The following is a 13,232-nucleotide window of genomic DNA, read 5'->3' as shown; positions in this document are numbered from 1 at the left end:
CCTGCGCGAGGTCGGTGACGATGCGTACGGAACCTAGGGCCGAAAGACCTTGCCGGTGACCAGATCGCGAATCACGCTGGGATTCCTGCGCCCACCCAGCTCGCCCATGAGGATGCCATCCAGCATGCCGGGAAAGTACTGCTGAACCCTCAGCCGCGAGCGCGCCGCCGGGCGTCCAGCGGGGTTGGCCGAGGTGGAGATCAGCGGACCGGTGAGAGCGCAGAGTTCGCCCACCAGCGGATGTTCGGAGACCCGCAGCGCCACGGTGGCGTGGGCGCCGGTCACCCAGCCGGGCAGGCGGTTGTGGTGGGGCACCAGCCAGGTGTTGGGCCCTGGCCAGGTACTGGCCAGCTTGGCCAGGGACTCTTCCGGCAGGTCGTGGAGCAGGAAGTCGAACTGGCGGATGGTGTCGGCGACCAGGATCAAGCCTTTTTCCAGGGGGCGCCGCTTGAGCATCAGCAGGCGATAGACCGCGGCCTGATCCCAGGGATCGCAGCCCAGGCCCCAGACGGCCTCGGTGGGATAGGCCAGCACACCCCCCTCGCGCACGATTCGCGCCGCCTGCCGCACTCGCCAGCTGTTGTGCATCGCCTTGCCTCCGCCAAATCCCTGAAGTCTACCCGAGCGCGGCGCCGATGCCAGTCATCCGGCTCTAGCCGAGGCGACTCCAGCTGCCCTGTTGTGCGGCCACCCGGCCTTCTAGCTCCAGGTCGGTCAGGCGCACCAGCACCTCCGGCAGCGACTGCCCACTGAGGCGCGCCAGTTCCTCGCTGTTGAGCGGTCCTGCTGCCAGATGCCGCAACAGCGGGTCGTCCTCGACCACCACGGCTGCGGCCACGGGTGCCAGGCGACGCCAGCCCTGCAGGGCTTCGAGGATGTGCTCCACACTCTCCACCAGTTGCGCGCCCTCGCGGATCAGCTGATGGCAGCCTCGGGCGCCCGGATGGTGGATGGAGCCGGGCAGGGCGAAGACCTCGCGACCCTGCTCGGCGGCCAGCCGGGCGGTGATCAGGGAGCCACTGGACGGACTGGCTTCCACCACCAGGGTGCCCAGGCTCAGGCCGCTGATGATCCTATTGCGCCGGGGGAAGTTAGCCGCCTGGGGGGTGCAGTCCAGCGGCAGCTCGGAGACCAGCGCGCCCCCTTCCGCCAGCAAGCGCTGGGCCAGACCCAGGTGCCGCCGGGGATAGAGCTGCAGCAGACCGGTACCCAGCACCGCAACCGTGGCGCCACCGCCCTCCAGGGCTCCCTGGTGCGCGGCGCCATCGATACCCAGGGCCAAGCCGCTGGTGATGCAGAATCCGGCCGTGGCCAGGCTCTGGGCGAAGCGCCGGGCGTTGTCCAGGCCCTGGGCGCTGGCTTGGCGGCTGCCAACCAGGGCCAGTTGCGGCTGCTCGAGCAACTCGACGCGACCTTCGACGAACAGCAGCGGCGGCGGATCGGCGATCTCGGCGAGCAGCGCCGGATAGCGGTCGTCGCCCAGGCAGAGCAGATGGCGATCGGGCCCGTCCAGCCAGGCCAGGGCCCGGGCGACCCGCTCACGGGTCACGGCGCTGCGGCGGGCCTCGGCAGCCACCGCCGACAGGCGTAGCGCACGCCAGGCCGACGCGGGCGCGCTAAGGGCGGCGGCGGCGCTGCCGAAGGCATCCAGCAGCAGCCGCTGGCGCACGGCGCCAAGTTCCGGCAGGGCATGCAGGCGGAGCCGAGCGTCCTGCTCGGCGGGAGAGAGGGTGGCCATGGAAGTCTTCCTTGAGTGTGGCCGGTCGCCATCCTGGCGACCTGGGAGAGGTTAGGGGTTGCGCACCTTGTCCATCAGCTCCAGCTGGCGGGTAGCGGTCAGGATCAGGCCGTAGCTGATCTTGTCATAGGCGCGAAAGACCATCAGCAGACCGGCACGCTCGTCGGGGATCTTCACCAGTTCGCCGGTGATGCGATCACGTACCGTCTCGCCGGTCTTATACACAGCCAGGACGTTACCCTCGATCAGGCCATCGCGGGTGCCTTTGTTGAGGGTCACCACATCGAACTGGCCGACCTGGGTGACGCCGCGGGGCACGTCGAGGATCAGGCCGCTGACGTCGCGGGCCGGGGCGCTGGGCATGAAGGTGGAATTCACCAGCCGTTCCTCGGTGGGGAACAGCCGATCACCCAGGCGGACCTCCTGGGTGGTGCGGGTCAGCTTCAGGGTAGCGATATCACCTTCCTGGGTGACCAGATCGGCGCTGCCGATGAAGTCGCCGTTGATGCCGAGAAAGGCGCCGGTCTTGGGATCGACATAGGTCTTGCCCTGCCGATAGATGCCATAGGCGGACACCCCTGGCTGCAACTTGCCGCGCACATAGATGCGATCACCGGCACCGCTCACCACGCGTTCGGCGTTGCCGGCCACCACATAGGGCGCCGACTGGAACTGTTCGGCCGAGTCGATGGCGCGATTCTGCAGCAGGAAGCTGTTCACCGCTTCCAGCGGAATGGCCGGGATGGCTTCGGCGATGGGCGTGCTGCGCACCGTGGGCGACAGCTTGACCGTGCCACGTGAGGCGCCGCGGTTGAGCTGCAGGCGCGGCTGGCCGTCGACGTAGCTCAGCACCAGGGTATCGCCGGGATAAATGAGGTGGGGATTCTTGATCTGCGGATTGGCCTGCCAGATCTCTGGCCATTCCCAGGGCTTGCTGAGGAATCTGGCGGAGATGTCCCAGAGGGTATCGCCACGGACCACGGTATAGCTTTCCGGGTGGTCCTGACGCAGGGTGACCGCCGCGTACGCCGACTGCAGGGCGCCCCCTGCGACCAGCAGCAGGGCGAACAAAGATTTCCTCATGCGTCGAATCCCTTTACACTTGGCTTTGAAGAACCGTCTTCACGCAAACGTCGGGGAATCGCCCCAGTCGTGCCCTGAGTGCCACCTCTGTCGGCACCGGGCAGCGCAGGCGCTCATCCCCGTCGACCGACGTCATCCACCTTCCGGGACCTGCCCGAAGCGGGTGGATACAACGCTGCGGCATCTTAGCAGCGCCCCTTGACTGTATTCCACAAGTGCCCTCAACGCCATGGCGATCCTAGACATCCTCGAATTTCCCGATCCCCGCCTGCGCACCGTCGCCAAGCCCATCGACGTGGTCGACGACGCTCTGCGCCAGACCATCGACGACATGTTCGAGACCATGTACGAAGCGCCCGGCATCGGTCTGGCCGCCACCCAGGTCAACGTCCATCGCCGCCTGGTGGTGATCGACGTCAGCGAAGACAAGAGCGAACCGCTGGTCTTCATCAATCCGGAAGCCGAGCCGCTCACCCAGGAACTGGGCGAGTACCAGGAAGGCTGCCTGTCGATCCCCGGGTTCTACGAAAAGGTCTGCCGTCCCGAGCGCGTCCGGGTGACTGCCCTGGACCGCGACGGCAAGTCCTTCGAGCTGGAGTGCGACGGCCTGCTGGCGGTGTGCATCCAGCACGAGATCGATCACCTCGATGGCAAGCTGTTCGTCGACTATCTGTCGCCGCTCAAGCGCGATCGCATCAAGAAGAAGCTCGAAAAGCAGCAGCGCCACAAGGCCTGATCGCCCTGGCGGACGGCGTCTCTGGCGTCCGCCGCTCGCCCTTTCCGCCAGGTCCGCCATGTCCAGATCCCTTCGCCTCGTCTTCGCCGGAACCCCGGAATTCGCCGCCGTGCACCTGCAGGCGCTGATCGCTGCCGGTTACCCCATCGCCGCTGTCTACACCCAGCCGGATCGCCCCGCCGGGCGTGGCCAGAAGCTGGCCATGAGTCCGGTCAAGCAGCTGGCACTGGCTCACGGCATTCCCGTGCAGCAGCCGCCGACCCTGCGTGATCCCGCGGCCCAGGCCACCCTGGCGGCCCTGGAACCCGACCTGCTGGTGGTGGTGGCCTACGGCCTGATCCTGCCCCAGGTGGTGCTGGACATCCCTCGCCTGGGTTGCATCAACAGCCATGCCTCGCTGCTGCCGCGCTGGCGCGGCGCGGCGCCCATCCAGCGTGCGCTGGAGGCGGGCGATGCCGAGTCCGGCGTCACCGTGATGCGCATGGAGGCCGGCCTGGATACCGGGCCGATGCTGAGCAAGGTCAAGACGCCACTGACCGCCACGGACACCGGCGGATGCCTGCACGACCGCCTGGCCGCCCTGGGTGCCGCCGCCGTGGTCCAGGCGTTGCCGGGTCTGGCCGACGGCAGTCTGCAGGGCGAGGTACAGGACGACAACCTGGCCACCTACGCCCACAAGCTCAACAAGGACGAGGCCCGGTTGGACTGGGGTCGTCCGGCGGTGGAGCTGGAGCGCCGTATCCGCGCCTTCGATCCCTGGCCGCTGTGCCACACCGCCCTGGCCGGTGAACCCCTCAAGGTCTGGGCCGCCGAACTGGCCGAAGGGCAGGGCGTTCCGGGCATGGTGCTCGACGCCGATCGCACAGGCCTGCTGGTTGCCTGTGGCGAGGGCGCCCTGCGTCTGACCCGCCTGCAACTGCCTGGCGGCAAACCGCTGGGCTTCGCCGATCTCTACAACGCCCGCCGCGAGCGCTTCGCCCCCGGTCAGGTGCTGGGTCTATGAATCCGCGGCTGGCGGCCACCCGTGCCCTGGCCGCGGTCCTGGCCGGACGTGCCTCCCTGGGCAGCAGCCTGCCCGAGCAATTGGCCAAGGTCGATCCACGTGACCGCGCCCTGGCCCAGGACCTGGCCTTTGGTACCGCGCGCTGGCAGCCGCGGCTGTCGCTGCTGGCGGAAAAGCTCTTGCAAAAGCCCTTCAAGGCCGGCGACCGGGATCTCGAAGCCCTGCTGCTGATCGGTCTCTACCAGCTGTTCCACACCCGCATCCCGGCCCATGCCGCCATTGGCGAGACGGTGGGCTGTGTCGACAAGCTGAAGAAGTCCTCGGCCAAGGGGTTGCTCAACGCCGTGCTGCGCCGCGCCCAGCGCGAATACGAGAGCCTGCTGCCGGCCCTGGAGCACGATCCCGCCGCGCGCCTGGCCCATCCACGCTGGCTGCAGAAGACGCTCAAGGCGCGCTGGCCAGAGCAGTGGGAAGCCATCGCCTCAGCGAACAATCTGCACCCGCCACTGATCCTCAGGGTCAATCGCCGCCAGGGCAGTCGCGATGCCTATCTGGCCGACCTGGCTGCCGCCGGTATCGAGGCGGTGCCCTGCGCCTTCAGTGCCGACGGCATCCGCCTGCTGCAACCCCAGGACGTCACCGCCCTGCCAGGCTTCACCGCGGGTCGCCTCAGCGTGCAGGACGAGGCCGCCCAGCTGGCGGCGGACCTGCTGGAACTGGCGCCCGGGCAGCGAGTGCTGGACGCCTGCGCTGCGCCTGGCGGCAAGACCTGTCACCTGCTGGAGCGCGAACCCGCCCTGGCCGAGGTGGTGGCGCTGGATGCCGACGCCGGCCGCCTGGAGCGCGTCGAGCAGAATCTGGCGCGCCTGGGCCTCACGGCCCGCACCCTGGCCGCCGATGGCCGCGCCGTGGCCGACTGGTGGGACGGCACGCCCTTCCAGCGCATCCTGCTGGACGCTCCCTGCAGCGCCACCGGGGTGATCCGCCGTCATCCGGACATCAAGCTGACCCGCCAGGCCAGCGATATCGCGCCCCTGGTGCAGCTGCAGGGTGAATTGCTGGACGCGCTCTGGCCGACGCTGGAGGTAGGCGGCATCCTGGTCTACGCCACCTGCTCGGTGTTGCCGGAAGAAAACAGCGACAACCTCGCCGCCTTTCTCGCCCGCACCCCGGGTGCCCGCGAGCTGGATATCCCCGCGCCCTGGGGCCTCGCCCAGCCCCAGGGCCGCCAGCTCCTGCCGCAGCCCGACGGCCACGACGGCTTCTATTACTGCAAGCTGATCAAGATCGCCAAGTAGGAGACCTCGCCATGCTCGAATCCCTGGAGAAAATGCTCGCTCGCGGCCAGGACAACGCCCTGCTCAGGTTCGGTCTGGGCAAGGGCTATCTGGATGCGGGCGAGCCTGCGCGGGCGCTCGAGCACCTGGCGCGCTGCGTCGAGTTCGATCCGGCGTATTCGGCGGCCTGGAAGCTGCTGGGCAAGGCCCACGAGAGTAGCGGCGACCTGGCAAGCGCCGAAGCCGCCTGGACGCAGGGCCTGCAGGCGGCGCAGGCCAAGGGCGACAAGCAGGCGGAAAAGGAGATGACGGTGTTTCTCAAGCGCCTGGCGCGCCGCGCTCAGTCCTGATCACGCAGGAACTTGAGGCCGGCACCTTCTCCGTCGGTGCGCATGATTTCCATGGTCACCTTGGGTGCCTCCATGGGCAGGTCGAGCACCTGACCCACCACCCGAGTACCTCGCGGCAGCCGCGTCAGTTCGGGATGCACCACGTAGACGCCGCCATCGGACAGATCGCGCGTCTCGCCGACGATCTCGCCATCCGGATAGGCGATCCACAGCCGGCACTTGAGGGGGGTACGGGTATGCTGGCGCTGATCCCGCGAATTCATCGCCTGACTCCCTGACTTGGCGCTTCCTTGAGGTCCGGGCAGCTTCCGGCAAAGCCCGGCGCCTGTCAGCCGCGCGCCGACCGAACGGTCCTGGCGAAGCGCCGAGCGATAGGTCATAAGACGACCGCACGCCCTTCAGGGCCCAGACATGACCCGGGCCAGGGGACTCAGTACCACTTCTCCTCACCGTCTGGGCGATTCTTGAATCTCTTCATGCTCCACATGTACTGGGTCGGATAGCGACGCACGTAGCCGGCCAGCACCTCGCTCATGGCAGCCACCGAGACCTCCGGGTCCGGGTCGTACATGGCCTGGGGTGCAGCTTCCAGGATCACCTTGTAGCCGCTGCCATCTTCCAGGCGCACGGCATGGAAGAACACCCCACGGGCCTTGCCGCGAGCCAGCAGCGAAGGGACGAACTTGCTGGTCAGGGCGGTGGTGCCGAGGAAAGGCACGAAGAGCCCGGCGCTGCGACTCGGCTCGGGATCGGCCGGAATCCCCACAGCGCCACCGCGTCGGACTTCCTTGATCACGCTGATGATGCCTTCCGGAGTGGAAGGCGCCACCCGGTTACCTAGCTGGACCCGCTGGCGCTTGAGCAGGTCATCCACCGCCTTCAGCTTGGGCGGCCGGTAGAAGATGATCGGCTTGGCATGGGAGCAATAGAAGTGGTTGAGCAATTCCCAGTTGCCCAGGTGGCTGGTGATGCCCACCACGCCATCGCCGGAGGCCAGGGCTTCTTGGAGGACATCCATGCCTTCCACCTCACGCACTAGGCGCAGAGAGCGCTGGGGCGACCAGATCCAGGCGCAGGCGCTTTCGGTCAGGGTCTTGCCGATGCCGCGCAGGCACTCGCGCGACAGCCGTTCCAGGCCGGCGGCATCGAGTTCGGGAAAACAGTGGGCGAGGTTGATGCGGGTAACCTTGCTGGCGCGGGTCGGCAGCTTCCACATGCACCAGCCGATGAATCCACCCAGGCGCTGGACCAGTGGCCAGGGCAGCAGGGCGAAAAGGCGCAGGAAGGCGATCATCAGCGCGCCTTTGAATCTTTCCAAAAGAGGGACTCCTGTCTGAATGCGCCGACAGTTTAGCGTCTACAGGTCCCGGAAACGTTAAGAAAGCGTAAGGTTCGCGCCAACTAGCAGCTATACATTCGACTTTTCTTGCAGTTCTGCCGACGGACGAGCCAACTCGGCATGGCGGTCGCAATCGAGGGTGTGGTCCATCACCAACCCCATGGCCTGCATGAAGGCGTAGCAGATGGTCGGGCCGACAAAGGTGAAACCGGCTTTCTTGAGCGCCTTGCTCATGACCTCGGCTTCCGGGGTGATCGCCGGCACCTCGTGGCGGTCGCGAAAATGGTTGATCTTCGGCGCACCGCCGACGAAGGACCACAGCCAATCGGCCGGGTCTTCGAGCCTGAGCCAGGCCTGAGCATTCTGACGGGCGGCGCGCAGCTTGGCGCCATTGCGGATGATGCCCGGGTCCTGCATCAGCTCCGCGATCTCCGTATCGGTCAACTGCGCCAGCCGCCGAGGATCGAACCCGTGCAGCACCTGGCGATAGCGCTCGCGCTTCTTCAGCACGGTGATCCACGACAGCCCCGCCTGGAAGCCTTCCAGCAGCAGGAATTCGAAGAGCACCGCCGGATCGCGCTGGGGTACGCCCCATTCGTGGTCGTGATACTCGATGTACAGCGGATCGGCGGTGCACCAGAAGCAACGCGGCATGGCGAAGACTCGGTCGAGGAGGAAAGGCCTCACCTTAGCGCAATTGCCCGCCAGCGGAGGCGAATCACAACGGCTTCTGGAATGGTGGTATGGCGAATGCTCAGAACGCACGTTTCTACCAGGCCGCAGGCGCTGCTACCTTAGGAGCAGCTACCTTTATCGCGGCGATGGGCCGCTCCTACAGGCCAACCCGTACCGGTAGGAGCGGCCCATGGCCGCGAGAAAGCGCGCAGGCAGCCATCCTTGCCAAATACCGCCGGGCAGCCCTACGAGCCCATGCGGTCACCCCCGGCTTTCAGCTATACTCTCCGGCTTTTCGTCGCAGCCGAACGGGTATTTTTCGTGAGCCAGTCCAAGCCCACCGCGCGCACCTTCCAAGACTTGATCCTGGCCTTGCAGCAATACTGGGCCGAGCAGGGCTGCGTGGTACTCCAGCCTTATGACATGGAAGTTGGCGCCGGTACCTTCCACACCGCCACCTTCCTGCGCGCCATCGGTCCCGAGACCTGGAACGCCGCCTATGTGCAGCCCAGCCGCCGCCCCACCGACGGTCGCTATGGTGAGAACCCCAACCGCCTGCAGCACTACTACCAGTTCCAGGTGGTCCTGAAGCCCAATCCGGACAACTTCCAGGAGCTCTACCTGGGTTCCCTGGCCGCCATCGGCCTGGATCCTCTGGTGCACGACGTGCGTTTCGTCGAGGACAACTGGGAATCGCCCACCCTGGGCGCCTGGGGTCTGGGCTGGGAAGTCTGGCTCAACGGCATGGAAGTCACCCAGTTCACCTACTTCCAGCAGGCCGGCGGTATCGAGTGCTATCCGGTGACCGGCGAGATCACCTATGGCCTGGAACGCCTGGCCATGTACCTGCAGGGCGTAGACTCGGTCTACGACCTGATCTGGGCCGACGGTCCCTTCGGCACCGTGACCTATGGCGACGTCTTCCACCAGAACGAGGTGGAGCAGAGCACCTACAACTTCGAGCACGCCAATGTGCCCAAGCTGTTCGAGCTGTTCGACTTCTATGAGTCCGAGGCCAATCGCCTGATCGCCCTGGATCTGCCGCTGCCCACCTACGAGATGGTGCTCAAGGCCTCCCACACCTTCAACCTGCTGGACGCCCGCCGCGCCATCTCGGTGACCGAACGCCAGCGCTACATCCTGCGCGTGCGCACCCTGGCCCGCAGCGTCGCCCAGGGCTACTTCAAGGCCCGCGCCCGGCTAGGCTTCCCGCTGGCCACCCCGGCGCTGCGTGACGAGGTCCTGGGTCGCGACGATGTCCAAGCGCTGCTCAAGGAGGGCGAATGATGAGCGATACCCTGGATTTCCTGGTCGAACTGGGTACCGAAGAACTGCCCCCCAAGGCGCTCAAGACCCTTGGCGACAGCTTTCTCGCCGGCATCGAGAAGGGCCTCAAGCAGGCCGGTCTCGGCTACGCTAGCGCCCGCGCCTATACCGCGCCGCGCCGTCTGGCGGTACTGGTCGAAGCCCTGCAGACCCAGCAGCCCGAGCGGAGTGTCAACCTGGATGGCCCGCCGGTCCAGGCCGCCTTTGGCGCCGATGGCCAGCCCACCCAGGCGGCCCTGGGTTTCGCCCGCAAGTGTGGCGTCGACATCAGCGCCATCGATCGCAGCGGCCCCAAGCTGAGATTTTCCCAGAGCATTCCTGGCCAGCCAGCCGCCTCCCTGCTGCCTGGTATCGTCGAAGCCTCCCTCGCCGAGCTGCCGATTCCCAAGCGCATGCGCTGGGCCGCCCGCCGCGAGGAGTTCGTCCGTCCGACCCAGTGGCTGGTGATGCTGCTGGGCGATGAGGTCATCGACTGCGAGATCCTCACCCGCCGTGCCGGTCGTGAGTCCCGTGGCCATCGTTTCCACCATCCCGACGCCGTGCGTATCAGCGCCCCGGCCCACTACGCCGCCGATTTGCGTGCCGCCCATGTGCTGGCCGACTTCGCCGAGCGACGTCAGCTCATCGAGTCCCGCGTGGCCGAACTGGCTGCGGCGGAGCAGGGCAGCGCCGTGGTGCCGCCCGCGCTGCTGGACGAGGTGACCGCCCTGGTGGAATGGCCGGTACCCCTGGTCTGTGCCTTCGAGGAACGCTTCCTCGAGGTGCCCCAGGAAGCGCTCATCACCACCATGCAGGACAACCAGAAGTACTTCTGCCTGCTGGACGCCCAGGGCAAGCTCCTGCCACGTTTCATCACCGTGGCCAACCTGGAGAGCAAGGATCCGGCGCAGATCGTCAGCGGCAACGAGAAGGTCGTCCGCCCCCGTCTCACCGACGCCGAGTTCTTCTTCAAGCAGGACCAGAAGCAGCCGCTGGAAAGCTTCAACGAGCGCCTCAAGAACGTGGTCTTCCAGGCCCAGCTCGGCACGGTCTACGACAAGGCCCAGCGCGTCGCCGCCCTGGCCGCCTTCATCGCCGAACGCATCGGCGGTGATGCCGAGCGTGCCCACCGCGCCGGCGTGCTCGCCAAGTGCGACCTGGCCACCGAGATGGTCGGCGAATTCCCCGAGATGCAGGGCATCGCTGGCTACTACTACGCCAAGAAAGGCGGCGAGGCCGAAGACGTGGCCCTGGCGCTCAACGAGCAGTACATGCCGCGCGGCGCCGGTGCCGAACTGCCGCAGACCCTGACCGGCGCCGCGGTAGCCCTGGCCGACAAGCTCGATACCCTGGTCGGCATCTTCGGCATCGGCATGCTGCCCACCGGCAGCAAGGATCCCTTCGCCCTGCGCCGTCAGGCCCTGGGCGTGCTGCGCATCCTCATCGAGAAGGGACTGGAGCTGGATCTGCCAGCCGCCGTCGCCTTCGCCATCGCCGGCTATGGCGAGCGAGTCAAGGCGGCCGGTCTGCAGGAGCAGGTGCTGGACTTCGTCTTCGACCGGCTACGTGCCCGCTACGAAGACGAAGGCATCGACACCGCCGCCTACCTGGCCGTGCGCGCCCTGCGTCCGGCCTCGGCACTGGACTTCGACCAGCGCGTCCAGGCCGTGCAGGCCTTCCGTCGCCTGCCCGAAGCCGAAGCCCTGGCGGCCGCCAACAAGCGCGTCTCCAACCTGCTCGGCAAGTTCGAAGGTCAGGTCGCCACCCAGGCCGATGCCGCCCTGTTCGAGACCGATGCCGAGCGCACCCTGGCCGCCGCCATCGCTGATGCCGAGCGAGATGCCGCGCCCCTGGCCGAAACCCGTCGCTATGGCGAAGCCCTCGAGCGTCTGGCCAGCCTGCGTGCTCCAGTGGATGCCTTCTTCGACGAAGTCCTGGTCAACGCCGAAGACGAGCGCGTGCGCGCCAATCGCTATGCGCTGCTCGCGCATCTGCGCGGCCTGTTCCTCGGCATCGCCGACATCTCGGTGCTGGGCTAGGGCATGAAGTTGATCGTGCTGGACCGCGATGGCGTCATCAATGTCGACTCCGATGACTATGTGCGTAGCGCCGAGCAGTGGCAACCGCTGCCCGGCAGCCTCGCCGCGATCGCTCGCCTGAACCGGGCCGGCTGGCAGGTGGCCGTGGCCACCAACCAGTCAGGTCTGGCCCGAGGCTATTTCACGGAAGATGACCTGGCGGCCATGCACAAGAAGCTGCAACGCCTGCTGGCGGAGGAGGGCGGCCGGGTCGATCTGATCCTGCACTGCCCCCATGGCCCGGAAGCAGGCTGTGACTGCCGCAAGCCGCTACCCGGCCTGTTCCGCGCCATCGCCATCCATTATGGGCGCCCTGATCTTGCGGAAGTCCCCGTGGTCGGCGACAGCCTGCGCGACCTGGAAGCCGGCGTGGCCCTTGGCTGTACGCCCTACCTGGTGCGTACCGGCAAGGGCGAGCGCACCCTGGCCAAGCCCTTGCCATCCGGTACCCAGGTCTTCGCCGACCTGGCTGCGGTGGTTGATCACCTGCTTGAGGAAACGCGCTGATGCGGCTCTTGCGTACCCTGTTGTTCTACGTGCTGCTGGGGACCAGCGGCATCCTCTGGTCCTGCGTCAGCCTGCTGATCGCGCCCTTTCTGGCCTATCGCGCTCGCTATCGGCTAGTGGTCAAGGCCTGGACCGGCTTTGCCGTCTGGCTGGCCAAGGTCATCTGCGGCATTCGTTACGAAATCGAAGGGCTGGAAAACGTCCCGGCGCAGCCCTGCGTGATCGTGGCCAACCACCAGAGCACCTGGGAAACCTTCTTCCTGTCCGCCCAGTTCGAACCCACCTCCCAGGTGATCAAGCGCGAACTGCTGCGGATTCCCTTCTTTGGCTGGGCTTTCTCGCTGCTCAAGCCCATCGCCATCGACCGCGACAACGGCAAGCTGGCCCTGCAGCAGCTGACCGAGCAGGGCGGCCGCTACCTGGCCCAGGGCTGCTGGGTGCTGATCTTCCCCCAGGGCACCCGCATCAATCCTGGCAAGATGGGCAAGTTCTCCCGCGGTGGTGCCGCCCTGGCCTGCAGCCTGAACGTCCCCATCCTGCCCATTGCCCACAACGCCGGCGCCTACTGGCCAAATCGTTCCTGGATCAAGTCGCCGGGGACCATCAAGGTCAGCATCGGCCCGCTGCTCTATCCACAGGGTCAGGATCCCCGCGCCATCGTCGATCTGAATGCCCGCAGCTTCGCCTTCATCGAGCAGGCGCTTGCGCCCGCCTCTGACGCCAGCCCAACCGAGCGCCGCGTCGCCTGACCGCATAATCGCCTGATCGCCAGGCCGCAATGGCCTGGCTGTTTTCACCGGTTTTCCTCACTTTACCCACACACTTATCCACAGGCCGACTAGGCATTTCTGCGTGCCTGAATTTTGGCCTGCTAGCTCGGATCAGCGCTCATCCACAAGTACCGACAAGCTTATTCCCAAGCTTATCCACAGGATGATCCTTTATAGCCTGTGTCTCTATGCCGCATGGCACGGCCTCTTTGCTTGCATTCTAAGGTCTCTTCAAAAGACGCTGAGCAAAACTATCCACAAAACCCCTGGCTATAAGATGAGCGGCATTCCTGAGCAGGGAACGAAACGGCGTCTGCCTCTAGCCAGAATGTTTTCCACAAAAAAGCCCCGCATGGCGGGGCTTGTGCATA

The 13,232-nt window shown here is 66.4% G+C and carries 14 protein-coding genes; 8 read left to right on the top strand and 6 right to left on the bottom strand.

The window, feature by feature from the left end; all coding sequences use genetic code 11:
* Positions 1-33 precede the first annotated feature (33 nt).
* The 3 genes from PJ259_RS16230 to PJ259_RS16220 all read right to left on the bottom strand — a co-directional run bounded on the left by PJ259_RS16230 (position 34) and on the right by PJ259_RS16220 (position 2,821).
* Positions 34-588: an L-threonylcarbamoyladenylate synthase gene (locus PJ259_RS16230; RefSeq protein ID WP_271653484.1), complete on the bottom strand. Its 555-nt coding sequence runs from the start codon at positions 586-588 to the stop codon at positions 34-36.
* A gap of 64 nt (positions 589-652) precedes the next feature.
* The gene (dprA, locus tag PJ259_RS16225) at positions 653-1,738 is read right to left on the bottom strand and encodes a DNA-processing protein DprA (protein ID WP_271653483.1); all 1,086 of its coding nucleotides are present in this window, start codon (positions 1,736-1,738) and stop codon (positions 653-655) included.
* 51 nt (positions 1,739-1,789) lie between these two features.
* Positions 1,790-2,821: a LysM peptidoglycan-binding domain-containing protein gene (locus tag PJ259_RS16220; protein WP_059313013.1), complete on the bottom strand. Its 1,032-nt coding sequence runs from the start codon at positions 2,819-2,821 to the stop codon at positions 1,790-1,792.
* A gap of 229 nt (positions 2,822-3,050) precedes the next feature.
* Here PJ259_RS16220 and def point away from each other — a divergent pair, with 229 nt between their 5' ends.
* From def to PJ259_RS16200, 4 genes are read left to right on the top strand one after another with little or no spacing between them, the layout of a single operon-like run.
* Positions 3,051-3,557 carry a peptide deformylase gene (def, locus tag PJ259_RS16215; RefSeq protein WP_059313012.1) on the top strand — a complete coding sequence of 169 codons (507 nt, stop codon included), beginning with the start codon at positions 3,051-3,053 and terminating at the stop codon, positions 3,555-3,557.
* Positions 3,558-3,615: 58 nt separating this feature from the next.
* Positions 3,616-4,560, top strand: coding sequence for a methionyl-tRNA formyltransferase (gene fmt, locus PJ259_RS16210; RefSeq protein ID WP_271653482.1), 945 nt, complete (start codon positions 3,616-3,618; stop codon positions 4,558-4,560).
* Entirely contained in the window at positions 4,557-5,858 is a 1,302-nt protein-coding gene (gene rsmB / locus PJ259_RS16205) for a 16S rRNA (cytosine(967)-C(5))-methyltransferase RsmB (RefSeq protein WP_271653481.1), read from the top strand. Before fmt ends, rsmB begins: the two co-directional genes overlap by 4 nt.
* A gap of 11 nt (positions 5,859-5,869) precedes the next feature.
* A complete protein-coding gene (locus PJ259_RS16200; protein WP_271653480.1) occupies positions 5,870-6,187 on the top strand; it encodes a tetratricopeptide repeat protein in 318 nt (105 codons plus the stop codon).
* On the opposite strand, the gene PJ259_RS16195 is transcribed toward PJ259_RS16200, so the two are convergent.
* The 3 genes from PJ259_RS16195 to PJ259_RS16185 form a co-directional block, all read right to left on the bottom strand.
* Complete coding sequence (locus PJ259_RS16195) at positions 6,178-6,450, bottom strand: PilZ domain-containing protein (protein ID WP_059313008.1); 273 nt, start codon at positions 6,448-6,450, stop codon at positions 6,178-6,180. The two genes, PJ259_RS16200 and PJ259_RS16195, sit on opposite strands and share 10 nt — an antisense overlap.
* Positions 6,451-6,617: 167 nt before the next feature.
* Positions 6,618-7,505 carry a lysophospholipid acyltransferase gene (locus PJ259_RS16190; RefSeq protein WP_059313007.1) on the bottom strand — a complete coding sequence of 296 codons (888 nt, stop codon included), beginning with the start codon at positions 7,503-7,505 and terminating at the stop codon, positions 6,618-6,620.
* Positions 7,506-7,595: 90 nt separating this feature from the next.
* A complete protein-coding gene (locus PJ259_RS16185; protein WP_271653479.1) occupies positions 7,596-8,180 on the bottom strand; it encodes a DNA-3-methyladenine glycosylase I in 585 nt (194 codons plus the stop codon).
* Positions 8,181-8,522: 342 nt separating this feature from the next.
* Here PJ259_RS16185 and glyQ point away from each other — a divergent pair, with 342 nt between their 5' ends.
* Genes glyQ through PJ259_RS16165 form a run of 4 tightly spaced genes read left to right on the top strand, consistent with a single transcriptional unit; the run spans position 8,523 to position 12,840 of the window.
* Positions 8,523-9,488 (top strand): glycine--tRNA ligase subunit alpha, encoded by a 966-nt coding sequence (gene glyQ / locus PJ259_RS16180; protein WP_271653478.1) that lies wholly within the window; start codon positions 8,523-8,525, stop codon positions 9,486-9,488.
* Positions 9,488-11,545, top strand: a complete 2,058-nt coding sequence (gene glyS, locus PJ259_RS16175; protein ID WP_271655883.1) for a glycine--tRNA ligase subunit beta — start codon at positions 9,488-9,490, stop codon at positions 11,543-11,545. Before glyQ ends, glyS begins: the two co-directional genes overlap by 1 nt.
* Positions 11,546-11,548: 3 nt before the next feature.
* Positions 11,549-12,091 (top strand): D-glycero-beta-D-manno-heptose 1,7-bisphosphate 7-phosphatase, encoded by a 543-nt coding sequence (gene gmhB / locus PJ259_RS16170; protein ID WP_271653477.1) that lies wholly within the window; start codon positions 11,549-11,551, stop codon positions 12,089-12,091.
* A complete protein-coding gene (locus PJ259_RS16165; protein ID WP_271653476.1) occupies positions 12,091-12,840 on the top strand; it encodes a lysophospholipid acyltransferase family protein in 750 nt (249 codons plus the stop codon). The genes gmhB and PJ259_RS16165 overlap by 1 nt, the downstream gene beginning before the upstream one ends.
* The last annotated feature ends 392 nt before the right edge of the window (positions 12,841-13,232 follow it).

It is taken from the genome of Pseudomonas sp. JBR1, from assembly GCF_028198185.1.
Taxonomy (GTDB): Bacteria; Pseudomonadota; Gammaproteobacteria; order Pseudomonadales; family Pseudomonadaceae; genus Chryseomonas; species Chryseomonas oryzihabitans_E.
Note: the sequence above shows the minus strand (reverse complement) of the source record. Positions and strands in the feature narration are given on the sequence as shown.

Excerpts from the sequence above, each read along its gene's own strand:
- dprA (WP_271653483.1), bottom strand. The coding sequence starts at position 1,738 with ATGGCCACCCTCTCTCCCGCCGAGCAGGACGCTCGGCTCCGCCTGCAT.
- def (WP_059313012.1), top strand. The coding sequence starts at position 3,051 with ATGGCGATCCTAGACATCCTCGAATTTCCCGATCCCCGCCTGCGCACC.
- PJ259_RS16200 (WP_271653480.1), top strand. The coding sequence starts at position 5,870 with ATGCTCGAATCCCTGGAGAAAATGCTCGCTCGCGGCCAGGACAACGCC.
- rsmB (WP_271653481.1), top strand. The coding sequence starts at position 4,557 with ATGAATCCGCGGCTGGCGGCCACCCGTGCCCTGGCCGCGGTCCTGGCC.
- gmhB (WP_271653477.1), top strand. The coding sequence starts at position 11,549 with ATGAAGTTGATCGTGCTGGACCGCGATGGCGTCATCAATGTCGACTCC.
- fmt (WP_271653482.1), top strand. The coding sequence starts at position 3,616 with ATGTCCAGATCCCTTCGCCTCGTCTTCGCCGGAACCCCGGAATTCGCC.
- PJ259_RS16230 (WP_271653484.1), bottom strand. The coding sequence starts at position 588 with ATGCACAACAGCTGGCGAGTGCGGCAGGCGGCGCGAATCGTGCGCGAG.
- PJ259_RS16220 (WP_059313013.1), bottom strand. The coding sequence starts at position 2,821 with ATGAGGAAATCTTTGTTCGCCCTGCTGCTGGTCGCAGGGGGCGCCCTG.
- PJ259_RS16185 (WP_271653479.1), bottom strand. The coding sequence starts at position 8,180 with ATGCCGCGTTGCTTCTGGTGCACCGCCGATCCGCTGTACATCGAGTAT.
- glyS (WP_271655883.1), top strand. The coding sequence starts at position 9,488 with ATGAGCGATACCCTGGATTTCCTGGTCGAACTGGGTACCGAAGAACTG.
- PJ259_RS16195 (WP_059313008.1), bottom strand. The coding sequence starts at position 6,450 with ATGAATTCGCGGGATCAGCGCCAGCATACCCGTACCCCCCTCAAGTGC.
- PJ259_RS16165 (WP_271653476.1), top strand. The coding sequence starts at position 12,091 with ATGCGGCTCTTGCGTACCCTGTTGTTCTACGTGCTGCTGGGGACCAGC.